At 61.1% G+C, this 23170-nt stretch carries 18 protein-coding genes, 1 tRNA gene and 1 pseudogene; 14 read left to right on the top strand and 6 right to left on the bottom strand.

Annotation, left to right across the window (positions count from 1 at the left end):
• Positions 1-79: 79 nt before the first annotated feature.
• The 5 genes from RTH74_RS22035 to RTH74_RS22015 all read left to right on the top strand — a co-directional run bounded on the left by RTH74_RS22035 (position 80) and on the right by RTH74_RS22015 (position 9274).
• On the top strand, positions 80-1024 hold the full coding sequence (locus tag RTH74_RS22035; RefSeq protein ID WP_316916060.1) for a LysR family transcriptional regulator: 945 nt from the start codon (positions 80-82) through the stop codon (positions 1022-1024).
• Between the two features lie 210 nt (positions 1025-1234).
• Entirely contained in the window at positions 1235-2212 is a 978-nt protein-coding gene (locus RTH74_RS22030; RefSeq protein WP_316916059.1) for a TRAP transporter substrate-binding protein, read from the top strand.
• Between the two features lie 66 nt (positions 2213-2278).
• Positions 2279-2785 (top strand): TRAP transporter small permease, encoded by a 507-nt coding sequence (locus tag RTH74_RS22025; RefSeq protein ID WP_316916058.1) that lies wholly within the window; start codon positions 2279-2281, stop codon positions 2783-2785.
• A gap of 58 nt (positions 2786-2843) precedes the next feature.
• The gene (locus RTH74_RS22020) at positions 2844-4148 is read left to right on the top strand and encodes a TRAP transporter large permease (RefSeq protein ID WP_179544519.1); all 1305 of its coding nucleotides are present in this window, start codon (positions 2844-2846) and stop codon (positions 4146-4148) included.
• A 284-nt stretch (positions 4149-4432) separates the two neighbouring features.
• Positions 4433-9274: an NAD-glutamate dehydrogenase gene (locus RTH74_RS22015; protein ID WP_316916057.1), complete on the top strand. Its 4842-nt coding sequence runs from the start codon at positions 4433-4435 to the stop codon at positions 9272-9274.
• Between the two features lie 222 nt (positions 9275-9496).
• Here RTH74_RS22015 and RTH74_RS22010 read toward each other — a convergent pair whose 3' ends face one another.
• Positions 9497-10930 carry a M48 family metalloprotease gene (locus RTH74_RS22010; protein ID WP_316916056.1) on the bottom strand — a complete coding sequence of 478 codons (1434 nt, stop codon included), beginning with the start codon at positions 10928-10930 and terminating at the stop codon, positions 9497-9499.
• 108 nt (positions 10931-11038) lie between these two features.
• Between RTH74_RS22010 and RTH74_RS22005 the strand changes: the two genes are divergently transcribed.
• Together RTH74_RS22005 and RTH74_RS22000 are read left to right on the top strand one after the other, a co-directional pair.
• Positions 11039-11278 (top strand): sulfurtransferase TusA family protein, encoded by a 240-nt coding sequence (locus tag RTH74_RS22005; protein ID WP_017679080.1) that lies wholly within the window; start codon positions 11039-11041, stop codon positions 11276-11278.
• Positions 11279-11392: 114 nt separating this feature from the next.
• The gene (locus RTH74_RS22000) at positions 11393-12454 is read left to right on the top strand and encodes an AI-2E family transporter (protein ID WP_099523232.1); all 1062 of its coding nucleotides are present in this window, start codon (positions 11393-11395) and stop codon (positions 12452-12454) included.
• Between the two features lie 133 nt (positions 12455-12587).
• Here the strand turns inward: RTH74_RS22000 and RTH74_RS21995 are convergent, their stop codons facing one another.
• Entirely contained in the window at positions 12588-13061 is a 474-nt protein-coding gene (locus RTH74_RS21995) for a peroxiredoxin (RefSeq protein ID WP_316916055.1), read from the bottom strand.
• A gap of 174 nt (positions 13062-13235) precedes the next feature.
• Positions 13236-13793, bottom strand: coding sequence for a glycine cleavage system protein R (locus tag RTH74_RS21990; RefSeq protein WP_072425349.1), 558 nt, complete (start codon positions 13791-13793; stop codon positions 13236-13238).
• A gap of 247 nt (positions 13794-14040) precedes the next feature.
• Here RTH74_RS21990 and dapA point away from each other — a divergent pair, with 247 nt between their 5' ends.
• The 5 genes from dapA (at position 14041) to RTH74_RS21965 (ending at position 17722) form a co-directional block, all read left to right on the top strand.
• Positions 14041-14919, top strand: coding sequence for a 4-hydroxy-tetrahydrodipicolinate synthase (gene dapA / locus RTH74_RS21985; RefSeq protein WP_003460631.1), 879 nt, complete (start codon positions 14041-14043; stop codon positions 14917-14919).
• A 16-nt stretch (positions 14920-14935) separates the two neighbouring features.
• Positions 14936-16060 (top strand): outer membrane protein assembly factor BamC, encoded by a 1125-nt coding sequence (gene bamC, locus RTH74_RS21980; protein ID WP_125836919.1) that lies wholly within the window; start codon positions 14936-14938, stop codon positions 16058-16060.
• A 113-nt stretch (positions 16061-16173) separates the two neighbouring features.
• Positions 16174-17043, top strand: coding sequence for a phosphoribosylaminoimidazolesuccinocarboxamide synthase (locus RTH74_RS21975; protein WP_045735233.1), 870 nt, complete (start codon positions 16174-16176; stop codon positions 17041-17043).
• Positions 17044-17161: 118 nt separating this feature from the next.
• Positions 17162-17251, top strand: a tRNA-Ser gene (locus RTH74_RS21970).
• 102 nt (positions 17252-17353) lie between these two features.
• On the top strand, positions 17354-17722 hold the full coding sequence (locus RTH74_RS21965; RefSeq protein ID WP_316916054.1) for a hypothetical protein: 369 nt from the start codon (positions 17354-17356) through the stop codon (positions 17720-17722).
• Between the two features lie 205 nt (positions 17723-17927).
• Here the strand turns inward: RTH74_RS21965 and RTH74_RS21960 are convergent, their stop codons facing one another.
• Entirely contained in the window at positions 17928-18194 is a 267-nt protein-coding gene (locus RTH74_RS21960) for an antitoxin of toxin-antitoxin stability system (protein WP_316916053.1), read from the bottom strand.
• 192 nt (positions 18195-18386) lie between these two features.
• Positions 18387-18998 (bottom strand): hypothetical protein, encoded by a 612-nt coding sequence (locus RTH74_RS21955; protein WP_316916052.1) that lies wholly within the window; start codon positions 18996-18998, stop codon positions 18387-18389.
• On the opposite strand from RTH74_RS21955, the pseudogene RTH74_RS21950 reads away from it, so the two are divergent.
• Positions 18991-19905: pseudogene (locus RTH74_RS21950) on the top strand (IS3 family transposase). The gene RTH74_RS21955 and the pseudogene RTH74_RS21950 overlap by 8 nt on opposite strands.
• A gap of 1029 nt (positions 19906-20934) precedes the next feature.
• Positions 20935-21615 carry a polysaccharide lyase family 7 protein gene (locus RTH74_RS21945; protein ID WP_079783354.1) on the top strand — a complete coding sequence of 227 codons (681 nt, stop codon included), beginning with the start codon at positions 20935-20937 and terminating at the stop codon, positions 21613-21615.
• A 60-nt stretch (positions 21616-21675) separates the two neighbouring features.
• On the opposite strand, the gene RTH74_RS21940 is transcribed toward RTH74_RS21945, so the two are convergent.
• Positions 21676-23157 (bottom strand): right-handed parallel beta-helix repeat-containing protein, encoded by a 1482-nt coding sequence (locus RTH74_RS21940; protein ID WP_316916051.1) that lies wholly within the window; start codon positions 23155-23157, stop codon positions 21676-21678.
• Positions 23158-23170 lie beyond the last annotated feature (13 nt).

Raw genomic sequence — 23170 nt, 5'->3', positions numbered from 1 at the left:
ATACAACCTGCTACGCCTGAGGCAGCGTGGGCGCTGCCAATCAGCCCCTGAGAAGAACATTGCGAAGAGGCGTTGCGGCATGAACCTGAGATTTCTCGAGACCTTCGTTTGGGTGGCACGGCTCAAGAGTTTCCGCCTGACAGCCGAGAAGCTGTTCAGCACCCAGGCGTCCATTTCCAGCCGCATCGCCGCGCTCGAGGACGAGCTCGGCACGCGTCTTTTTCTGCGTGACTCCAAAGGCGTATCGCTGACTCCGGAAGGACAGAAGGTGCTCGAATACGCCGAGCGCATGATCGACACCATGCAGGCCTTGAAACAGTCGATCAGCGATACCGGAAAGATTCAGGGGCGTATTCGCGTCGGTGCCATGGATACCGTCATTCACACCTGGTTGAGTCCGTTCGTAACACGGGTGATGGAGCGCTACCCGGCAGTGGAGATCGAACTGACCGCCGACACTGCACGCAACCTCAACGAGCAACTGCTCAAGGGCTATCTGGATATCGTGTTCCAGACCGATATGGTCAACGGCGACAGTGTGCGCAACCTGGAACTGGCCGCATTTCCGGTGCGCTGGATCGTTCCGGCCGGTTCGCTGTACCACCGCTGCTATGCCTCGATGGAGGAATTGGCACGCGAGCGCATCATCACCTTCTCGAAGAATTCGCGACCGCATCAGGACATTCTCAACCTGCTGCATGCCGGCAGCGTCAGCGCGCCGCGCATCAACTGCGTCAACTCCATCGCCGCGATGACGCGCCTGGTGCGCGACGGTTTTGGTATCGGCGCGCTGCCGCCAGCGCTGGTGCATGACGAACTCAAGCAAGGCCTGCTGACCATTCTTGACGATGTACCCGAGCCGCCGCCTTTGCCGGTGGTCGCTACCTGGCGCACGGGCGTGGGGCTGGAACTCAGCGAAGACATCATCGCCCTGGCCTGTGAGGCGTTGGACGTTTACGCCGAGGAAATGGGCGAATCCTGCATGGCGCGAGTCGCGCCAGCGCCGGAACAGCAGAGCGCCTGATCGTCTTCATTTCACCCACTTGCGGGGCCTTCAAAGGCTGCCCGCTGCTGGTGCATTCGCTGCAGAAATGCCCCCTTTCATCCCATAACGATTTCCGATCATGCGCCTCCGGTTTTTCTAGTTGGACAGGGTAGGGCGATGCGCTGAGACTCGAAATCGTCTTCCAGCCGCGCCTTGCGGCGCACAAAAAACAATGAACAGGAGAGCACCATGAAAAGCATCGCATCGCGTTTCGCTATCACCGCTTTGGCTTGTGCACTGGGCTTCGGTGCCCAGGCCGCCGAGCGCTGGAACATGACCGCCGAGAACCCTGATGGCAACTTCATCACCACCGTGGCTAAAGAGTTTGCCCAGGATGTAGAGAAGGCCAGCGCTGGCGAACTGCAGATTCGTGTGCACGCCAACTCGGTGCTGTTCAAGCGTCCTGAGGTCAAGCGCGCCGTGCAGACCGGCCAGGTGCAGGTGGGGGACGTACTGATGTCGGTGCTGGGCAACGAAGATCCGATCTTCGAAATCGACAGCGTGCCCTTCCTGGTGCGCAACTACGAGCAGGCCCAGGCCCTGTGGGCGGCGAGCCGTCCGGCCGTGGAAGAGCGCTTGAACAAGCAGGGCATCAAGCTGTTGTACGCCATGCCCTGGTCGCCGCAGAGCATCTTCACCAAAACCCCGGTGACGAGCATGGATGACTTCAAGGGCATGAAATTCCGTGCCTATAACCCGGCCACTTCGCGCATGACCGAATTGATGGGCGCAGTGCCGACCGTGATCCAGACCGGCGAAATCCCGCAAGCCTTCAGTACCGGCATGATCAACGGCATGCTCACCTCGCCGACTACCGGTGTGGACTCCCAGGCCTGGGATTTCTCCTCCTACTACTATGACGTCAAGGCGTTCATTCCGAAGAACTTCGTCATCGTCAACGCGCGCGCCTTCGCCCGCCTGCCGGAAGCGACTCAGAATGCAGTGCTGGAGGCGGCCAAGCGTGCCGAAGAGCGCGGTTGGGCGATTGCTCAGGAGAAGACCGGCGAGTTGGTCAAGACCCTGGCCGACAACGGCATGCAGGTATCCGAGCAAGCCCCGGCAGCGGTGGAGAGCGGCTTCGAGCAGATCGGCCAGACCATGACCGAAGAGTGGCTCAAACGCGCCGGAGCCGATGGCAAGGCGATTCTCGATAGCTACCAGCGTTGATTCTGCTGCCCGCCGCGCTGATTGCGGCGGGCTTTTCTTGTGGCTTGCCCAGGGAGCCCGTAGTTCATGACCCCACTGCACAAGCTCTACACCCTGTCGGGATGGTTGTCCGGCGTGTTTCTCGTTCTGATCTGCCTGCTGGTCGTGGCGCAGATCGTCGCCCGCCAGCTGGGCACCATGGTGCCCGCCGCCGATGAGTTCGCCGCCTACGCGATGGCCGCATCGGGTTTTCTCGCCTTGCCCTACGCGCTGCAGCGTGGCGCACACATCCGTGTGGAACTGATGTTGCGGCTGCTGCCTGCTGGCGGCCGCCGTGTAGTCGATGTACTGGCCACGCTGGTCGGTTTGGGCATCGCTACCTATATGGCCTGGTATTGCGCGTTGTTCGTGCTGGAGTCCTACGAGTTCAAGGAAGTGTCGTCCGGCCTGTTGCCGATTCCCATGTGGCTGCCACAACTGCCGATGCTGCTGGGCACGCTGATTCTGGTGGTGGCGATGGCCGAGCGCCTGGTGCTGACCTGCCAGGGCAAGCGCTTCGAAGCTGTCGAAGCCGGCACGGCGATGAGCGAGTGAGCCTGCGGGCTCGACCTTTAATTGCGGCCATCACCGCACTGCATTCGTGAGTGAACCCGTGGACTACACAATCATTACAATCACCCTGCTGCTGGCGCTGTTCGTGCTGCTTGGCGGCGGCGTCTGGGTTGCCCTGTCGTTGCTCGGCGTCGGCATCATTGGCATGGAGCTGTTCGGCGGTGCGCCGGCTGGCTCGATTCTCGCCTCCACCAGTTGGGCTTCCAGCGCCAGCTGGACATTGACGGCACTGCCGCTGTTCATCTGGATGGGGGAGATTCTCTATCGCACCCGTCTTTCCGAAGACATGTTCAACGGCCTGGCGCCCTGGATGCGTGGCCTGCCGGGGCGGCTGTTGCACGTCAACGTGTTCGGCTGCGGCATGTTCGCGGCGGTCAGCGGCTCTTCTGCGGCCACCGCTGCCACCATCGGGCGTATCTCTCTGCCGGAGCTGAAGTCGCGTGGTTATCCGGAATCCATCGCCATGGGCTCGCTGGCCGGTGCCGGTACGCTCGGTCTGCTGATTCCGCCGTCGATCATGATGATCGTCTATGGCGTGGCGGCACAGGTATCGATCTCACGCCTGTTCATCGCCGGTATCCTGCCGGGCCTGTTGCTGCTGGCGATCTTCAGCGGCTACCTGATGCTCTGGGCCGCCTGCAATCGCAGCAAGCTGCCGGAGGAGGGTGAGCGCCTGCCGTTCATGGACAAACTGCGTCGGGCCAAGCTGCTGATTCCGGTGCTGGGCCTGATCGTCGCGGTGATCGGCTCGATCTACGGCGGCATCGCCACAGCCACCGAGGCAGCGGCTGTGGGTGTGGTCGGTGCGCTGCTGATCGCGTTGATCTCGGGAGCGCTGACCCGCGAAACCTTCATGGCCAGCCTGATGGGCGCGGTGTCCACCTCGTGCATGATCTTCTTCATTCTGCTCGGTGCGGCGTACCTGACCTCGGCCATGAGCTTCACGGGTTTGCCGGCGGCGCTGGCCGACTGGATCATCGCCAAACAGCTGTCGCCGTACTTGTTGCTGCTGGCGTTGACGTTGTTCTTCATCGCCCTGGGCTGCTTCCTCGACGGGATCTCGATCATCCTGCTGACCACTGCGGTGATTCTGCCGGCGGTGCAGGCTGCCGGGATTGATCTGCTGTGGTTCGGCATCTTCGTCATCCTGGTGGTGGAAATGGCGCAGATTACCCCGCCGGTGGGTTTCAACCTGTTCGTCATTCAGAACCTCACCGGGCGTAATCTCGGCGCGGTCGCACGCGCCAGTTTCCCGTTCTTCCTCCTGCTGGTGCTGGCGGCGATCCTCATCACCTTGTTCCCGCAGATCGTACTGGCGCTGCCCGAGGCGATGCGCGGCGCCTGACCTCCTGCCATGGCCCGTTCATTCTCCGGTGGCGGGCCGTGGCTTTTTCTCCCTTTGCACCGTGTCGGTGCAGCCTTGAAAGAAAATGTCGCAGCGCCGCAAGCGGTTGCAGGCCATCCCTCGTTAAGCTCGCTGGTTATGTGTGACCCGTCGGTCGCGCTCTTCACGCCGGTCCGCATGCGACTCGCAAGTGTCATTGTCGCTTCATGGACTAACGTTGAACTAACACCTCACGGCAGCGATCCAGACCTCCTGTCGAACCACTAGCCCAATGGAGCAAAACCATGGCGTTCTTTACGGCGGCCAGCAAAGCCGACTTCCAGCACCAACTGCAAGCGGCCCTGGCACAGCACGTGAGTGAGCAGGCGCTGCCACAAGTAGCCCTGTTCGCCGAACAGTTCTTCGGCATCATCGCCCTCGAGGAGTTGACCCAGCGGCGTCTGTCCGACCTGGTCGGCTGCACCCTGTCGGCCTGGCACATGCTGGAGCAGTTCGATCACGCCAAACCGCAGGTGCGTACCTTCAACCCCGATTACGAGAAACACGGCTGGCAGTCCACCCACACCGCGGTGGAAATTCTGCATGGCGACATCCCGTTCCTGGTCGACTCGGTGCGCATGGAACTGAACCGCCATGGCTACAGCATCCACACGCTGCAGAACAGCGTGTTCAGCGTGCGCCGCGACAATAATGGCCAGCTGCTGGAAATCCTGCCGCGCGGTACTCAGGGCGAAGGCGTGCTGCAGGAAGCGCTGATGTTCCTGGAGATCGACCGCTGCTCCAGTTCCGCCGAACTGAAAACCCTGGAGAGGGCCATTCACGAAGTCTTCAGTGACGTGCGCATGAGCGTCGCTGACTTCCAGCCAATGAAGGCCAAGGCACGCGAGCTGCTGGCCTGGCTCGATCGCGCCAAGCTCAAGGTGGACAAGGCCGAGCTGGATGAAATCAAGGTCTACCTGAACTGGTTGCTGGACAACCACTTCACCTTCCTCGGCTACGAGGAGTTCACCGTCGCCCCGACCGCCGATGGCGGCAGCATGGTCTACGACGAGAAATCCCTGCTCGGTCTATCCAAGCGCCTGCGCACCGGGCTGAGCGCCGAGGAGCTGCATATCGAGCCAGAGGCGGTGGCCTACCTGCGCGAGCCGCAGCTGCTGTCCTTCGCCAAGGCCGCGGTACCAAGCCGGGTGCACCGTCCGGCCTATCCGGATTTCGTCTCTATCCGCGAGCTCGATGCCAAGGGCAACGTGGTCAAGGAATGCCGCTTCATGGGCCTGTACACCTCGGCGGTGTACGCCGAGAGCGTGTGGAACATCCCCTACATCCGCCGCAAGGTGGACGTGATCAAGCAGCGTTCCGGCTTCGATAGCAGCGCCCACCTGGGCAAGGAACTGGCCCAGGTGCTAGAGGTGCTGCCGCGTGACGACCTGTTCCAGACCCCGGTGGACGATCTGTTCAGCACGGCGCTTTCCATCGTGCAGATTCAGGAGCGCAACAAGATTCGCGTGTTCCTGCGTCGCGATCCCTACGGCCGCTTCTGCTACTGCCTGGCCTACGTGCCGCGCGACGTGTACTCCACCGAAACCCGGATGAAGATCCAGCAGGTGCTGATGGAGCGCCTGCAGGCTACCGACTGCGAGTTCTGGACCTTCTTCTCCGAGTCGGTGCTGGCGCGTGTGCAATTCATCCTGCGCGTCGATCCGAAGAACAAGACCCAGATCGACCCCGTGCGTCTGGAGAAGGAAGTCATCCAGGCCTGCCGTTCGTGGAAGGACGACTACGCCAGCCTGATGGTGGAAAGCCTCGGTGAAGCCCAGGGCACCAGTGTGCTGGCCGAATTCCCCGGCGGCTTCCCGGCCGGTTACCGCGAGCGTTTCGCCCCGCACTCGGCGGTGGTGGACATGCAGCACCTGCTCAGCCTGAGCAACGACAAACCGTTGGTGATGAGCTTCTACCAGCCGCTGGCGCAGGGCGACCAGCAACTGCACTGCAAGCTGTATCACGCCGATACGCCGTTGCCGTTATCCGATGTCATGCCGATCCTGGAGAGTCTCGGGCTGCGTGTGCTCGGTGAGTTCCCCTACAAGCTGCGCCGTGCCGATGGCCGCGAGTTCTGGATTCACGACTTCGCCTTCACCTATGCCGAAGGTCTGGACGTCGACATCCAGCAGCTCAACGACACCCTGCAGGATGCCTTCATCAACATCGTCGGTGGCTCTGCTGAGAACGATGCCTTCAACCGCCTGGTGCTGACCGCCGCCATGCCCTGGCGCGACGTGGCGCTGCTGCGTGCCTATGCGCGTTACCTCAAACAGATCCGTCTGGGTTTCTCGCTGAGCTACATCGCCGCCACCCTGGTCAACCACGCCGATATCGCCAAGGAACTGGTGCGCCTGTTCCGCACCCGTTTCTACCTGGCGCGCAAGCTCACCGCCGATGATCTGGAAGACAAGCAGCAGAAGCTCGAGCAGGCCATCCTGGCTGCGCTGGACAACGTCGCCGTGCTCAACGAAGACCGCATCCTGCGTCGCTACCTGGACCTGATCAAAGCCACTCTGCGCACCAACTTCTTCCAGGCCGATGCCAGCGGCGCGGCCAAGTCCTATTTCAGCTTCAAACTCAGCCCGCGCCTGATTCCGGATATTCCGCGTCCGGTGCCGAAGTTCGAGATCTTCGTCTACAGTCCGCGCGTCGAGGGTGTGCACCTGCGCTTCGGCGACGTCGCCCGTGGCGGCCTGCGCTGGTCGGATCGCGAAGAGGACTTCCGTACCGAAGTGCTCGGCCTGGTTAAGGCGCAGCAGGTGAAGAACGCGGTGATCGTGCCGATGGGCGCCAAGGGCGGTTTCGTGCCGCGCAGGATGCCGGTCGGTGGTTCGCGTGACGAGGTGATGGCCGAGGGCATCGCCTGCTACCGTATCTTCATCAGCGGCCTGCTGGATATCACCGACAACCTCAAGGAAGGCGAGGTGGTGCCGCCGCAGAACGTGGTACGCCACGACGCCGACGACCCCTATCTGGTGGTGGCGGCGGACAAGGGCACCGCGACCTTCTCCGACATCGCCAACGGTATCGCCGCCGAATACGACTTCTGGCTCGGTGACGCCTTCGCCTCTGGCGGCTCGGCCGGCTACGACCATAAGGGCATGGGCATCACCGCCAAGGGCGGCTGGGTGTCGGTACAACGTCACTTCCGCGAGCGCGGTATCGACGTGCAGAAGGATGATGTCACCGTGATCGGTATCGGCGACATGGCCGGCGACGTGTTCGGCAACGGCCTGTTGTTGTCGGAAAGCCTGCAGCTGGTCGCGGCCTTCAACCACATGCACATCTTCATCGACCCGAACCCGAATGCGGCCAAGAGCTTCGTCGAGCGCAAACGCCTGTTCGAGCTGCCGCGTTCGAGCTGGGCTGATTACGACACCAAGCTGATTTCCGATGGCGGCGGCATCTTCCTGCGCAGCGCCAAGAGCATCGCCATCACCCCGCAGATGAAGGCGCGTTTTGATATCGCCGCCGACAAGCTGGCGCCCACCGAGCTGCTCAATGCGCTGCTCAAGGCCCCGGTCGATCTGCTGTGGAACGGCGGCATCGGCACCTACGTGAAATCCAGCAAGGAAAGCCACGGCGACGTCGGCGACAAGGCCAACGACGCCCTGCGCGTCGATGGTCGCGAACTGCGCGCCAAGGTGGTGGGCGAGGGCGGCAACCTGGGCATGACCCAACTCGGTCGCGTCGAGTTCGGCCTGCATGGCGGCGCCAGCAACACCGACTTCATCGACAACGCCGGTGGCGTGGACTGCTCCGACCACGAAGTGAACATCAAGATTCTGCTCGGCGAGATCGTCTCCGCTGGTGACATGACCGAGAAGCAGCGCAACAAGCTGTTGGCCGAGATGACCGATGATGTGTCCGAGCTGGTGCTGGGCAACAACTACAAGCAGACCCAGGCGCTGTCGCTGGCCGAGCGCCGCGCCCGCGAGCGTGTTGGCGAGTACAAGCGCCTGATGAATGCGCTGGAAGGCGCCGGCAAGCTCGACCGCGCCCTGGAGTTCCTGCCGTCGGACGAAGAACTGAACGAACGCGCCACCAATGGCCAGGGCCTGACCCGGCCGGAGCTGTCGGTGCTGATCTCCTACAGCAAGATCGACCTCAAGGAGTCGCTGCTCAAGTCCCTGGTGCCGGACGATGAGTACCTGGCGCGCGAGATGGAAACCGCCTTCCCGGCGATCCTCACCGAGAAGTTCGGCGACGCCATGCGCCGTCACCGCCTCAAGCGCGAAATCGTCAGCACGCAGATCGCCAACGACCTGGTCAACCACATGGGCATCACCTTCGTGCAGCGCCTGAAGGAGTCCACCGGCATGAGCGCGGCCAACGTCGCTGGCGCCTATGTCATCGTGCGTGATCTGTTCCGCCTGCCGCACTGGTGGGCGCAGATCGAGGCGCTGGACTACAAGGTATCGGCCGATCTGCAACTGCAGTTGATGGACGAGCTGATGCGCCTGGGCCGCCGCGCTACCCGCTGGTTCCTGCGTAGCCGCCGCAACGAGCTGGATGCCGCGCGCGACGTGGCGCATTTCGCGCCGCGCATCGAAGCGCTGGTTGGTCGTCTGGACGAACTGCTCGAAGGCCCGGCCCGCGAGCAGTGGCTGGCGCGTTACCAGAGCTTCGTCGAAGCCGGCACGCCAGAAGAGTTGGCGCGCGTGGTCGCTGGCACCAGCCATCTGTACACGCTGCTGCCGATCATTGAAGCGGCGGACGTCACCGGCAAGGACACCAGTGAGGTGGCGACGGCCTACTTCGCCGTCGGCGGTTCGCTGGAGCTGTCCTGGTACCTGCAACAGATCACCAACCTGCCGGTAGAGAACAACTGGCAAGCGTTGGCTCGCGAAGCCTTCCGTGACGACCTGGACTGGCAGCAGCGTGCGATCACCGTGTCGGTGCTGCAGATGGCCGATGGTCCGCAGGAGATCGAAGCGCGCGTGGCCTTGTGGCTCGACCAGCACCAACGCCTGGTTGACCGCTGGAAGGCGATGCTGGCAGAGCTGCGTTCGGCGACCGGCACCGACTACGCCATGTACGCGGTGGCCAACCGTGAGCTGATGGACCTGGCACAAAGCGCCTGAGCCGTCCGCTGAAATAAAAGAGCCCCGCCAAGTGCGGGGCTCTTTCTTTGCGTGGCGCTGTATTCACAGGCTGACGTAGCCCGGATGAAATCCGGGGAATTTTGCCGCTGTTGTCCCGGATTGTATCCGGGCTACCACGCTGCTTTCGGTGCGCGCAGCGCACCCTACGGTGCTGCCATGGGCGACGGGTAAGGTGCGCCGTGCGCACCACTATGCTCCGGATCAGCGCAGCATCTGCTCGACCAGGCGTTTTTCTTCGGAAAGCTCGCGTTGACGGGCATCGATGCGCGAAGCCAGCTGGAAGTTGTTGCTGGCGCGGCGCTTGGCGAAATCCAGCTGTTCGATGGCCTGGTTGTAATCGCCGACCAGGGCGAAGAACTCTGCGCGCGCCTGGTGCAGGCCGATGGTGTTGCCGCTCAGGCCACGCACCTCGGCGACCTGGTACCAGACGTCCGGGTCCTTGGCGCGAGTCTTGAGCAGATTGTCCAGCGCGCGCTCGGCATCGGGGATGCGTCGTTGCTTGAGCAGCAGGTCGACACGGGCCTGCTGCAACGGGTAATTGCTCGGGTAGAGGGCGAACATGCGCTCCTGACGAAGCTCGGCGGCGTCCAGCCGGTTGGCCGCCATATCCAGCTCGATCTGCGCCAGGTTGTAGGTGATGTCGTCCGGGCTCTTGCTCAGCAGCGGCGCCAGGGTTTCACCTGCTTCAGAGAGCTGACCGGTTTTCATCTGCGCCAGTACCAGGCCGTAGCGCGCGGCATCGATGCGCGGGTTCTCGTCGAGCATGGCGCGAAAGCGCTTGGCTGCAACGCCCGGCGTCTCTTCGTAGGTCAGCTGTACGCGGGCGCGCATCAACTGATAGCGCAGGCTGTCTTCGCGGCCTGTGGCCGGGTACTGCTCGGCACGGTTGCGGGTATCGGCGATACGCGATTCCGACACCGGGTGAGTCAGCAGGAATTCCGGTGGACGGGCGTCGTAACGGTACTGACGCATCAGACGTTCGAACATCAGCGGCATGGCGCGCGGGTCGTAGCCGGCCTTTTCCAGGTTGACCAGGCCGATACGGTCGGCCTCCTGTTCGTTCTGCCGGGAGAAACGGCGTTGTTCCTGAATGGCGGCGGCCTGGGTCGACATGATGGTGGCGATACCCGCATCACCGGCACCTGCAGCAGCGGCGACGATACCGGCAAGCATGGCGGCCATCAGTGGCAACTGCATGCGTTGCTGCGCTTCGACGCCACGAGCGAAGTGGCGCTGAGACAAGTGCGCCAATTCGTGGGCCATCACCGAGGCGTACTCGGCTTCGGTCTGAGCATAGAGGAACAGGCCACCGTTGACCCCGACGATCCCGCCGGGGGCGGCGAAGGCGTTGAGTTGCGGGCTGTTGAGCAACACGAATTCCAGACGGCGGTCCTGCAGCTGGCTGGTTTCCGAGAGACGATAGACGCTGGACTCGACGAAATCCTTGAGTTGCGGGTCGTCCAGTTGCGAAACCTGACCACGCAGCAGGCCGAGCCAGGCGCGGCCGAGCTGGTGTTCTTGCTGGGGCGAGACGATCGAGGAGCTGGCGTCGCCTAGCGACGGCAGATCACTGGCACCCGTATGGGCGGCGAACAGGCAGGCCAGCGTCAGCAGGGTGGGGCGCAGAAAAGTCATGCACTCAGGGCTCTCGGGAGGTAAAGGCGTTACTGTAGCCGGCCAGCTACCGCGCTGGCCAGGGTTGTGGCGGCTTGGGTATCCTAGCCGACCTATCAGGAGTAGATGATGACAGACGTACCGGCTTTCGATGCTGAACTCGATGCCTGCGGGCTGAACTGCCCGCTGCCTTTGCTCAAGGCCAAGCTCGAGCTCAATCGCCTGGCCAGTGGCGCGGTGCTCAAGGTCAGCGCCACTGACGCCGGCTCGCAGCGCGACTTTCGTGCCTTCGCCAGCCTGGCCGGGCACGCTCTGCTGCATGAAGAGCTCGAGGCAGGCGTTTACCGCTATTGGCTGCGCAAGGCCTGAACAGCTGTTGCAGCTTGAAACATATCCCAGTCGCCATTCATGCGCGGCGTGCGCCATTTTTCATATGGCGGGCGTAGTGAAAGAACCGGCATTTTTCTGCGTTAAGGAATTCTGATGGTCAAGGTTATTCGCGACTGGTTGCATCGCTATTTCTCCGATGAGCAGGCGGTGGTGCTTGCGGTACTGCTGGTGCTGGGTTTTGCACTGGTACTGACCCTGGGAGGGATGCTCGCGCCGGTGCTGACTGGCCTGGTGCTGGCCTTTCTCATGCAGGGGCTGGTCAACGGCCTGGAGCGTCTGAAGATGCCGCAGGTGCTGGCCGTCTGGCTGGTGTTCACCCTGTTCATGGGCGGCCTCACGGTGTTCCTGCTGGTGCTGATGCCGCTGCTCTGGCAACAGTTGAGCACGCTGTTCAATGAGTTGCCGCGTATGGCGGCCGAATGGCAATCGGTGTTCCTGCTGCTGCCGGAGCGTTATCCGAACCTGATTACTGACGCGCAGGTCGTGCAACTGATCGACAGCATGCGCGGCGAAGCTGGCAAGTTCGGCCAGTGGGCGCTGTCGTTCTCCCTGTCCAGCCTGCCGATGCTGGTCAGCGTGATGATCTACCTGGTGCTGGTGCCGATCCTGGTGTTCTTCTTCCTCAAGGACCGCGAGCAGATCGGCCAGTGGTTCCGCAGCTACCTGCCGCGTGAGCGCGCCCTGATCACGCAGGTGGCGCAGGAGATGAATCAGCAGATCGCCAACTACATCCGCGGCAAGTTCATCGAGATCATCATCTGCGGCGTGGCCACCTACATCGCCTTCGCTTACATGGGCCTCAACTACGCGGCGTTGCTGGCTTTGCTGGTTGGCCTGTCGGTGGTGGTGCCTTATATCGGCGCGGTGGTGGTGACCGTGCCGGTGGCGTTGATCGGCCTGTTCCAGTGGGGCTGGAGTGACCAGTTCCTCTACCTGATGGTGGTGTACGGCATCATCCAGGCGCTCGACGGCAACGTCTTGGTGCCGCTGCTGTTCTCCGAGGCGGTCAACCTGCATCCGGTGGCGATCATCTGTGCGGTGCTGCTGTTTGGCGGGCTGTGGGGCTTCTGGGGCGTGTTCTTCGCCATTCCGCTGGCCACCCTGTTCAAGGCTGTGATCAACGCCTGGCCGCGTACCGAGCCGGTATCTGCGTAAGCCTTACCAGGTTGTTAGGAGCGGCTTCGGCCGCGCAGCACAGCAAGCACGGATGCCCAGCCCAACGAAAAAGGCCGCCAATGCGGCCTTTTTCAGGTTTCAGGGCATCCAGCGATGCCGTAGGGTGCGCCGTTTAGCCCTTATGCAGCGCCTCGGCGGCTGCCAGCACCTTGTCGACATGGCCGGCGACCTTGAGGTTGCGCCACTCTTCACGCAGCACGCCGTCCTTGTCGATCAGGAAGGTGCTGCGCACGATGCCCATGTATTCCTTGCCATAGTTCTTCTTCAGTTGGTACACGCCGAACTGGTCGCACAGCTGATGTTCTTCGTCGCTGATCAGCTCGAAAGGGAACGCCTGCTTGCTCTTGAAGCTTTCGTGCTTCTTCAGGCTGTCCATCGACACGCCGAAGATCAGCGTGTTGGCCGCCTTGAACTGCTCGAAGCGAGCACTGAAGTCCATCCCCTCGGTGGTGCAGCCCGGGGTTGCGTCCTTCGGGTAAAAATACAACACGACCTGCTGGCCCTTGAGGGCGGACAGCTTTACCTGCTGGCCACTGGTGGCCTCGGCCTGGAAGTCGGCAACGGCTTTGTCGAGTTCTACGGGCATGGAAACTCCTTCATTCAGAGGTTGTCGGCGATCTCGCGAGCTAGAGCCATGCAATACCGATGGCGGCCCCGCAGAAACAGGTGAGGCCGGTCGGAATCACGCTCGACTCCACGAGTGGTAAATGAGCAGGCCGAACCTGTTTCTAACGCAGCAGGGCCGACGCGCAGCAGATCGTCATGGATTCTGTGGGCGCCAGGGTTCGATCAAGGCATCAAGATTCAGCGCATCGGCAAAATCCAGGAACTGATCGCGCAGCCAGCTGATCTGCGTGCCGGCCGGCAGCGTCACGGTCAGGGTGGCGTTGAGCATGGTGCCGCCGGTCTGCGGCGCCTGGTAGGTGTCGCAGGTCAGGGCTTCCAGCTCGACGCGGTGGTCGATGAAGAACTGGCACAGCTCGTTGAGAATGTCCGGGCGGTACACGGCGCTGACATAGGCCACATAAGGCAGCGCCTGAGGACGCACCTCGGCGGCGGCGCTGCGCGCCAGGTCCACGCTGAAATCATGCTTCTTGGCCAGCAGCGGCAGGCTCGACTCCAGGCGCGCCAGTGCATCCCAGCTACCGGACACCTGCAGCACCAGGGCGCTGAATTCACCGTGACGGCTCAGGCGAGTGCTGATCACCGCGCAACGGTTCTCATGGCTGGTGCGGCTGAGCAGATTGGTCAGGGCCATGGCATCGCGGCCGAGAGCGCTGATGACGAGGAATTGTTCGCGAACGGGGGGGGTGGACATGCAGCCTTCCTAAAGCGATGAACGGTCCGCGCGTGAGAAGCCGCAGACCAAAGACAGCAGGTTAGCGAAAAGCACCGCCGAGGGGAATGGCGAAGCCTTGTGCATCGGACGACGGCCTGCGCCGATAGCCGGTCGCGGAAAAACGCAGGTCATGTGCAAACGACCTGATAAGCCCGTGTCCGTTGCTTGTGCCGGATTGGTGGCACCAGTACCATTACGGCTCAAATTTTCCGGCAGGAGCGGTTGCATGATTGCGGGCAGTATGGTGGCACTGGTCACGCCCATGGATGCGCAGGGTGGTCTGGATTGGGAGGCCCTGAGCAAATTGGTGGATTTCCACCTGCAAGAGGGCACCAATGCCATCGTCGCGGTCGGTACCACCGGTGAGTCAGCCACGCTGGAAGTGCCCGAGCACATCGAAGTGATCAAACGTGTGGTCAAGCAGGTTGCCGGTCGTATCCCGGTGATCGCCGGCACCGGTGGCAACTCCACCCGTGAATCGGTCGAGCTGACCCGTGCCGCTCAGGAAGTCGGCGCCGACGCCGCCCTGCTGGTCACCCCGTACTACAACAAGCCGACCCAGGAAGGCCTGTACCTGCATTTCCGCCACATCGCCGAAGCCGTCTCGATCCCGCAGATCCTCTACAACGTGCCGGGCCGTACCGTGTGCGACATGCTGCCGGAGACCGTCGAGCGCCTGTCGAAGATCGACAACATCATCGGCATCAAGGAAGCCACCGGCGACCTGCAACGCGCCCAGGACGTACTGGATCGCGTCAGCAAGGATTTCCTCGTCTACTCCGGCGACGACGCCACCGCTGTCGAGCTGATGCTGCTGGGCGGCAAGGGCAACATCTCCGTCACCGCCAACGTTGCGCCGCGTGCCATGAGCGACTTGTGCGCCGCCGCCATGCGTGGCGAGGCTGCCATCGCCCGTGCCATCAACGACCGTCTGATGCCGCTGCACAAGGCACTGTTCCTCGAATCCAACCCGATTCCGGTGAAATGGGCGCTGCACGAAATGGGCCTGATGGGCGACGGTATTCGTCTGCCGCTGACCTGGCTCAGCCCGCGCTGTCACGAACCGCTGCGCCAGGCCATGCGCCAGTGCGGTGTATTGGCTTAACTCAAGGATTCTACGCATGAAGCGACTGGCCGGATTTTCCGCCCTTGCTCTGATCGTCTCCAGCACCAGCGGTTGTGGCTGGCTCTGGGGTGAAAATGGCTACTTCCGTGATCGCGGCAGCGACTACCTGGAAGCGCGCCAGACTGCACCGATGCAACTGCCGGCCGATGTCCAGGCCAAACGCCTCGACCCGCTGCTGCCGGTGCCCGCTCAGATTGCCAGCACCACCGCTACCCCCGCTGAATTCGAAGTGCCGCGCCCGCAAGGCCTGCAGGTACGTGCTGATGAACGTGAATTCACCCTGCAGCGCAGTGGTGATTCGCGTTGGGTCGTGGCCCAGCGCGTGCCGGCCGAAGTCTGGCCGCTGGCGCGTCAGTTCTTCGAAGACAACGGCTTCCGCATCGCCAGCGAGCGCCCGCAGGTCGGTGAGTTCACCACCGCCTGGCAGCGTTTCGATGATCTCTCCGCAGGCATGGCGCGCAGCCTCAGCAGCCGCGTAACCGGCGTTGCGGCGGATGCCGAAACCCGCGTGCGCGTGCGCATCGAGCCGGGCGTGCAGCGCAACACCAGCGAAGTCTTCGTCAGCAGCGCCGAGCGTCCTGCTGGCAGCACCGCCGATGTCGATTTCGCTGCCCGTAGCAGCAACGCCAGCAGCCTCGAAGCTGCACTGCTCGACGAAATGCTGGTGAGCATGGCTCGTGGCGTGGAGCAGGGCGGCTCGGTGTCGCTGCTTGCAGCACGCGACTACGACGCGCCCAGCCGCGTCAGCCTGAGTGAAGACGGCAACGGCAACCCGGTGCTCAACCTCGGCGCCGATTTCGATCGCGCCTGGTCCGGCGTCGGCCGTTCGCTGGAGCTCGGCAACGTGCGCGTCGACGACCTCAACCGCAGCCTTGGCCTGTACTACATCAACATGGCCGAAGGTGCTCAGATCAACGAAGAGAAGCCAGGCTTCTTCGGTCGCCTGTTCGGCAGCGCGCCGAGCAAGGAAGAGATCGAAGCCCGCGCCGAGCGCTATCAGGTGCGCCTGACCCCGGTTGGCGATGGCGTCCAGGTCACCGTGGAAAAAGACCTCAACACCATTGCCCCGGCCGACGTATCGCGCCGCGTGCTGAGCCTGATCCAGGATAATCTCGGCTGACCGGCGCCGGCAGGCCGTTGAAAAACGGCCTGCAGCGCGCTCCAGCCGTTAATCGATGGGCGAAACCCGCAAAGGTTTCGCCTGTTTTGTTTGCCAGAAACGGAAATGCCGACATGAGCACACCCACCACCCTGAGCCTGAAGAAGATCTACTCGGGCAAGGTCCGCGACCTCTACGAAATTGACGACAAGCGCATGCTGATGGTGGCCACCGATCGTCTGTCGGCATTCGACGTCATTCTCGAACAACCGATTCCGGAGAAGGGCAAGATCCTCACCGCCATCTCCAACTTCTGGTTCGACAAGCTGGCTGGCGTGGTGCCGAATCACTTCACTGGTGACAAGGTCGAAGACGTCGTCTCCGCCGCCGAGCTGCCACTGGTCGAAGGACGTGCGGTGGTCGCCAAGCGCCTCAAACCGGTCGCCGTGGAAGCCATCGTGCGTGGCTACATCGTCGGCTCCGGTTGGAAGGAATACCAGAAGAGCGGCACCGTCTGCGGCATCGCCCTGCCGGCAGGCCTGAAGGAAGCAGCCAAACTGCCGCAACCGATCTTCACCCCCTCGACCAAGGCCGCCGTGGGCGATCATGACGAGAACATCAGCTTCGCGCAGTGCGAAGCCATCATCGGTGCCGAACTGGCTGCCCAGGTGCGTGACACCGCGATCAAGCTGTACACCACGGCTGTCGAGTACGCCGCTACTCGCGGCATCATCATCGCTGACACCAAGTTCGAATTCGGCCTGGACGAAGACGGCACCCTGACCCTGATGGACGAAGTGCTGACCCCGGACTCCAGCCGCTTCTGGCCGGCCGACAGCTACGCCGAAGGCAGCAACCCGCCGAGCTTCGACAAGCAGTTCGTGCGCGACTGGCTGGAATCCACCGGCTGGAACAAGCAAGCCCCGGCCCCGGCCGTACCGGCAGACGTCGCGCAGAAAACCGCCGACAAGTACCGCGAGGCGCTGACCCGTTTGACCGCTTGAGCATTGCGAGAGAAGGCCGGGCAGCCCCCGGCTTTTTCACAAGCGCCTGATAGAACACGAAAATTTTTCAAAATAAGCTTCGCCAAAGCGCATTCAGCTGTTATGATTCGCGCCGCTTGGGAAGATGCCGGAGTGGTCGAACGGGACGGATTCGAAATCCGTTGTGTCAGCAATGGCACCTAGGGTTCAAATCCCTATCTTCCCGCCATATCCAAGCCAAAGCCCCTGAAGCTCCCAGAGCTTTGGGGGTTTTTGCTTTCTGCGGCATGCAAGGTGTCGAGAATCGAAGCGAAACGCGAGGGAGATAAGGATGTTCCTGAAAGCGCTGAAGCCAACCTGGCGAAAGCTGATTGTTGCGGTAGGTATCTACTTTATGGCCCTCATGAGCATGGTCGCCGATAAAGCTATCCGCGATGCCTCGCGTGAGCATCTAGCTGCATCTGCCGAAGTGCAGCTTTACCTCGCAGAAGTCAAACGCCTGTATGGCGACGCCGAAACAGACGAGAAGGTGAAGGGGTTAACCGTTCAACTTCTAGAAAACGCTTCGTATGCGGATGCAAAGGGAAACCTTGAGCTTAAGGTTTCGGTTATCAAATGGGCGCACGGCATCAGCATGGGAATTCTTTGCTATTTGCTGGCCTGTGTAGCTTGCACAGGTGCGCAAGCCCGTAAAAGTTGATGCTGCGAACTGCTGGCCCATCCCGCTGACATGCGCCAGGGCGAGAGTCCGGGCTGCGTCACGCTCAGTGTGATAGGGAAGGCGGTAATGCTCGTGAGGGGGCGGCTCACAAGGTGTCGGCAACCGTTCCGGGGAAGTCTGCGAGGGTTGTCATGAGATATCCAGTCGCCCCTCCAGAGTCTCGGCGGCCAGGTAACCTCCATTCCTAGCCCTTGGCACGGCGAGCGGCGAATTCGGCTTCGACGTCATCGTTAGATCGACCACGACCAGCCTCTACTGATGCTCTGGCAACAGCGACCTTTAGCTGCACGAACTCATCATGCTCTTTGGCCTGTTGCTGCTGGTGGATGAAATCGTACATAAGGTCAAGCATGATTTTAGAGACTGGCTGGTGTAAAGCTTTAGCGGCTGCCGTAAATTCTTCAAGCAGCTCGGGCTCCAGCTTCAAGTGGAAGATGGCTTCTTTGGCCATGTTGCGTCACCTCAGACAAGAAACGGGGCAGGTCTTTGCTGGAGCATAACTAACTTGAAAATAAATCTGTCCCCTTTTCGCAGTCCCCTTTTCGCATGTCCCCTTTTCGCAATGCGCACGGTAGTCCTATAACGCCTGTAGCTGCGGCAAATTTCGAGCGCAGCGAGTAATTTGTCCGGCAGCCTACATTTGTTAGGCCTCTTTTACATCTAAGATTACATTCGTCTGAATATTTGGATCCCACCATATACCGCCGCCGTACTTGTAGTGCTGAGTGATCTCCTTCAGCTGCTCCTCATGTGATTCAAACACCGTGAACCTGTAGTTCTTTAAAACATTTGCCTCATTTTTGTCCGTCGTCACATTGACTGCCAACTGGTATTCCCCAGCATGCCATATGAAGCGTTCAGCGAAGAATGTGTGGAATGGTTGAACGAGTTGTTCTTCGATCTCAAGTGGCGACTGGCGATCGTCAGCTACCGTATCCTTTTTCGCTCTAAAGTCAGCAAGCATATTTGCTTCGAGACGCCTATACGCATTCTCCTCGTCTCGATTGAAGAAGTTGAGCAGGTTGATGATATGCGCCCATTCTTCTCCAGGCTGTAAAGAAAAGGTAGTAAAAAGCAGAGTGTTCTTGTCATTCTGATTCTGTAAATAATTCTGTGCTGGCAGATCCACTAGCGGGCGACCGTCCCTAGTTATAGATACGGAAATATCCTTAATTCTTGCTTTGTAGTGGTCTACTGATCCCGGACACCCATTTAGGGCGAGAATGCTCGCCATAGAGAGGTGTCTGATGACCAAGCAACGTCGTTCCTTTACGCCCGAGTTCAAACGAGAGGCCGCTGGCCTGGTGCTCGATCAGGGCTACAGCCACGCTCGCTGGGGCTGGTTGAATCGGCGCTTCGTCGCTGGGTGAAACAGCTCCAAGAGGAGCGCCAGGGCGTTACCCCGAAGAGCAAAGCATTGACTCCCGAACAGCAGAAAATCCAAGAGCTGGAAGCCAGGATCGACCGACTGGAACGGGAGAAAGCGATCCTAAAAAAGGCTACCGCTCTCTTGATGTCGGACGAGTTCAATCGTACGCGCTGATAGACCAGTTGAGTGAGCGGGAGTCGGTGGAAGTGGTCTGTTCAGCCTTCGATGTGGTGCGGTCTTGCTACTACGCCCATCGTCTACGGCGCTGCCGTGTTGATGCACGCCGGGTTGCCCTGCGCAGTCAGGTCAATCAGCTGTTCAACCAGAGTCGAGGATCGGCTGGTAGCCGAAGCATTCTGGGCATGCTGCGTGAGGATGGCGTAAGCATTGGCCACTTTCGCGTGCGTCGGTTAATGCGCGAGTTGGGCCTGGTCAGCAAACAACCAGGCTCGCACGCGTACAAGCAGGCTACGGTTGAACGGCCAGATATCCCGAACCGGCTGAGCCGTGAGTTCACAACTGAGCGCCCCAATCAGGTGTGGTGCGGCGACATCACCTACATCTGGGCGCAAGGCCGCTGGAATTACTTAGCGGTGGTGCTGGATCTGCATGCACGACGAGTAATTGGCTGGGCATTCTCCGCCAAGCCGGATTGACAGCCCAGGAGGCACAACGGGACATCAGCCACTACCTGATGCATCGCTACAACTGGGTCAGGCCACATCAATTCAACGATGGGCTACCGCCTGCGGTGGCCGAGGAAAAACTTAACCCACTGTCCGGGATGGGTTGACCACTACACTTTACGTCCGCCGATGTTATTGATTATTAGGTGGAGCTGGAGATTTGGGTTTCCCACTTTATGAGTGATGATAATTTTTGAGTAGAGTTCGACATCCAACTTGGCTTTCTTGAACCAGATATGTACTGGGGGTAGCTGAGAGAGGACGACCGCCGCTAAGGCGACGATTACTGCCCAAAATGCCCAGTCGAGATAAAAAGGTGTAGCTACCTCTTCCAAAGTTCTCTCCTTTTCTGAATTTTTGGCCTAACAGTGATTAGATAGTCTTCTTCACTAACACATTAGTAGAGCCGGCGGTATAACTCCGCACTGCAGGGTGCAGCCATCCATAGCAAGCACTTAAAAATCAATAGCTTACACGGAAGGCTATACGACTGAGCGTATTCGCTTGACTTCCACATTTTGCGCTTTCATTACTACTGGACAGATATACACAAAAGCACTGCGACGGTGCAAGGACAGCGAGGGTGCGTGTCGAAATCAACGGGCGACAGAGTGCCGCAATGGGCAGGAGGGGAGGGCGAAAGCCCCAATTTTGCTAGCGTTGGGCAGGGAGGGGCAGCAACGGGCACCCGCCAGAACAGGTCCAAATTCCCCCTCATCTTCCCGCCATATCCAAGCCAAAGCCCCGAACCGCAATACGCTTCGGCGTGTTGTCATTTCCGGGTGTTTGCTTGTGCCAGTCGCGAATGCCTGAACGCCCTTGAAGCAACGCTCGCCGCGCTACAAAGCGCGAGCTGACGCACATTTCTGCAAAGTGCTTTTTGGCGCCAACTCCCTCAGTTCCGGTGCGCTGTTCGCCGTTTCGCTTGGGAAATTCCTTAGCGGTGAATGGGGGGATAGATTTTTCTGTTGGTCATGCTTTGTTTGGTCAAAAAAATAGCGCCAGCATGGTGACGGGTGGTCGTTAACGGCCGCTGAGTGTGCCGATATTCTCCGCCTCAACGCTCGAAGCGATGCCGGCACGGCCATGGATAGATCGGGCGTAGACCACCGTTTCACCCTCGGAGTACCGCCCCCATGATCGACCTGTCCACCTGGAACCTGACCATCCCTGTCGGCGTTCCCGCCGCCGTTATTTCCACCCCCGTTCTGGCTGGGGGGTATCAGGATCACTACTTTCAGTCCAAGGAGGGCAAGCTGTTTTTCTGGGCACCGGTCAACGGCACCACGACAGCCAACTCGACCTACCCGCGCAGCGAGTTGCGCGAGACTTTCGCTGACGGCGCTCTGCGCAACTGGCCCTATAGCGCTGCGGATAACGTGCTGACCGCCACGGCGAGAATCACCCAGGTGCCTTCGAACGGGCTGATCGCCTTTTCCCAGATCCATTCGAAGAACGGCACTTCGCCCCCCGTGATGCTGGGCTATCAATCCTTGTCGCCCACTGGCTATGGCAATGTGGTGATTTCGTTTCGCGGCAATCCGGCCAGCGCCAATGCAACCAAGATCGTGCTGTCGAGCAAGATCAAGCTGAATCAGGATTTCAGTTATGAGGTGTTTCTGGCGAAGAACGGCAGGCTGACGATTGGCCTGGTCGAGCCCGGTGGTGCGGTCAAGACCTGGAGCGGTGTACTCAACTCGTCCTGGGCCAGCCACAACCTGTATTTCAAGGCGGGTGTTTACACGCTCGACAACAACGGCAACGAAACCAGTGCCGGGGCTGCGGTGTTTTCAGCGTTGAAAGTCGAGCACCGTTAGGGTCTTGGCCTGCACTCGGATCAGAATGAGTGCAGGCTTTTTGACCACGTCTGGCGTAGGTCAGTTGGTGCAGGTGGGGGCGTCTGCGCTGCTGCTGGTGCCGGTCAGGGGCTGGGATATCTGCAGGTGGCAATTGCGCCGCACGGTGTTGTCGAGGATCTGGCTTTGCAGGGGCAGCAGGTCGCCGATCAGCAGGTTCTGCAACAGCGGGTTGGCGCGGTACTGGTTGCTGCCCAGCACGGTGTTCTGCATACCTTCCACGCGGATCATGGCTTTGCCGATGCTTTCCAGGGTGTTGCCGGTGATGACCAGTTGGCCGGCGGTGAGCTGCTCGTTGCGCAGGCTGATGGCGTATTCCGGGGTGGACTGGATGCGGTTGTCGATGATCAGGGCGCCGCTGAGCCCGCCGGCGTCGATGGCGCTGAGCCGGCTGTTGGCGATCAGGTTGTTCTCGATCAGCAGCCCGGCGCCGCCGTTGATCTGCCGCAGCATCAGGCCGTAGCCCTTGGACGCACCGAGGCGGTTGTTCTCGATCAGCAGGGCGCCGCTCTGCTCGCTGACCTCGATGGCGCTTTTGCCGGTGTGCAGGATCAGGTTGTTCTGAATGCGCCCGCTGCTGCTGCCGCCGATGCGGATGCCGCTGTTGTGCTTTACGTCGTCGATGCGGTTGTCTGCGATCAGGAAGCGGCTGTTGCCCAGGTCGATGCCGTACTGCTGCAGGTGGCTGAACTGGTTGTTGCGGATCAGGGCCTCGCTGTGGCGCAGCTCCAGGGCGCTGGCCATGCTGTCGAAGCGGCTGTTGTCGATCAGAATGCGCGCCGCCGGCCGGGTGGCCGATTGCTGCGCGCTGATGCCGCTGCTGATGCCGCGGGAGAAGTTGGCGTTGTAGCCGATCTTGACCAGGTGCGAGTCGGCAACCTTTAGACGGCTGCCGGCCCAGTTCATGATGAAGGGCCGGGTAGGGCGGTCGGTGGCCAGCGCGCGGCCGTCGCTCCAGCTTTCCAGGCGCGAGCCCTTTACCTGCAGCAAGCCCTGGTTGATCAGCGCGGTGCCTGACGGGCCGAAGAGGTAGAGCACCTGATCGTCGATGAGCAGGGCGGCGTCTTCGGCGATCATCAGCGGGTAGCTGAGCAGGTAACCGTCTTCATGCTTACGCAGCACCTGTGGGTCGTTCAGCTGTGCGTGCAGTTGCGCAAGGGTGACGCTGCCGCCGCGAATGACCACTGTACGTGGGTGTTGCGCCTGGTAGCCGGCGATGGCGCGGAACAGGCCGTTGTGCACGAACGGCTCGAAGGGCCAACTGCCTGCCTGTGCGGAGTACATCGGCTCCAGGCTGGCGTTGCCGCGCTGCGCCGGTGGCTGCAGGTCGAAGGCCGGTGGCTGGCTGTGCTGCATGATTTGCTGGCTGGTGCGCTGTTGCTGCTGCTGTTGCCATTGCGGGTCCAGCGTGTGCAACGCCGCGGGGCCGCCGAGGGCACTCAGGCTGCAGGCTGCGCAGGCCGTCAGCAGCAGCGCGCGGGAGAGGGTCAGTGCCTGGGACATGGTGGCATCCTGA

The sequence above is a fragment of the Pseudomonas sp. zfem001 genome (assembly GCF_032621725.1).
GTDB classification, from domain to species: domain Bacteria; phylum Pseudomonadota; class Gammaproteobacteria; order Pseudomonadales; family Pseudomonadaceae; genus Aquipseudomonas; species Aquipseudomonas sediminis.
Note: the sequence above shows the minus strand (reverse complement) of the source record. Positions and strands in the feature narration are given on the sequence as shown.

Coding starts and splice junctions, on each gene's coding strand:
- RTH74_RS22035 (WP_316916060.1), top strand. CDS start 80: ATGAACCTGAGATTTCTCGAGACCTTCGTTTGGGTGGCACGGCTCAAG.
- RTH74_RS22030 (WP_316916059.1), top strand. CDS start 1,235: ATGAAAAGCATCGCATCGCGTTTCGCTATCACCGCTTTGGCTTGTGCA.
- RTH74_RS22025 (WP_316916058.1), top strand. CDS start 2,279: ATGACCCCACTGCACAAGCTCTACACCCTGTCGGGATGGTTGTCCGGC.
- RTH74_RS22015 (WP_316916057.1), top strand. CDS start 4,433: ATGGCGTTCTTTACGGCGGCCAGCAAAGCCGACTTCCAGCACCAACTG.
- RTH74_RS22010 (WP_316916056.1), bottom strand. CDS start 10,930: ATGACTTTTCTGCGCCCCACCCTGCTGACGCTGGCCTGCCTGTTCGCC.
- RTH74_RS22005 (WP_017679080.1), top strand. CDS start 11,039: ATGACAGACGTACCGGCTTTCGATGCTGAACTCGATGCCTGCGGGCTG.
- RTH74_RS22000 (WP_099523232.1), top strand. CDS start 11,393: ATGGTCAAGGTTATTCGCGACTGGTTGCATCGCTATTTCTCCGATGAG.
- RTH74_RS21995 (WP_316916055.1), bottom strand. CDS start 13,061: ATGCCCGTAGAACTCGACAAAGCCGTTGCCGACTTCCAGGCCGAGGCC.
- RTH74_RS21990 (WP_072425349.1), bottom strand. CDS start 13,793: ATGTCCACCCCCCCCGTTCGCGAACAATTCCTCGTCATCAGCGCTCTC.
- dapA (WP_003460631.1), top strand. CDS start 14,041: ATGATTGCGGGCAGTATGGTGGCACTGGTCACGCCCATGGATGCGCAG.
- bamC (WP_125836919.1), top strand. CDS start 14,936: ATGAAGCGACTGGCCGGATTTTCCGCCCTTGCTCTGATCGTCTCCAGC.
- RTH74_RS21975 (WP_045735233.1), top strand. CDS start 16,174: ATGAGCACACCCACCACCCTGAGCCTGAAGAAGATCTACTCGGGCAAG.
- RTH74_RS21965 (WP_316916054.1), top strand. CDS start 17,354: ATGTTCCTGAAAGCGCTGAAGCCAACCTGGCGAAAGCTGATTGTTGCG.
- RTH74_RS21960 (WP_316916053.1), bottom strand. CDS start 18,194: ATGGCCAAAGAAGCCATCTTCCACTTGAAGCTGGAGCCCGAGCTGCTT.
- RTH74_RS21945 (WP_079783354.1), top strand. CDS start 20,935: ATGATCGACCTGTCCACCTGGAACCTGACCATCCCTGTCGGCGTTCCC.
- RTH74_RS21940 (WP_316916051.1), bottom strand. CDS start 23,157: ATGTCCCAGGCACTGACCCTCTCCCGCGCGCTGCTGCTGACGGCCTGC.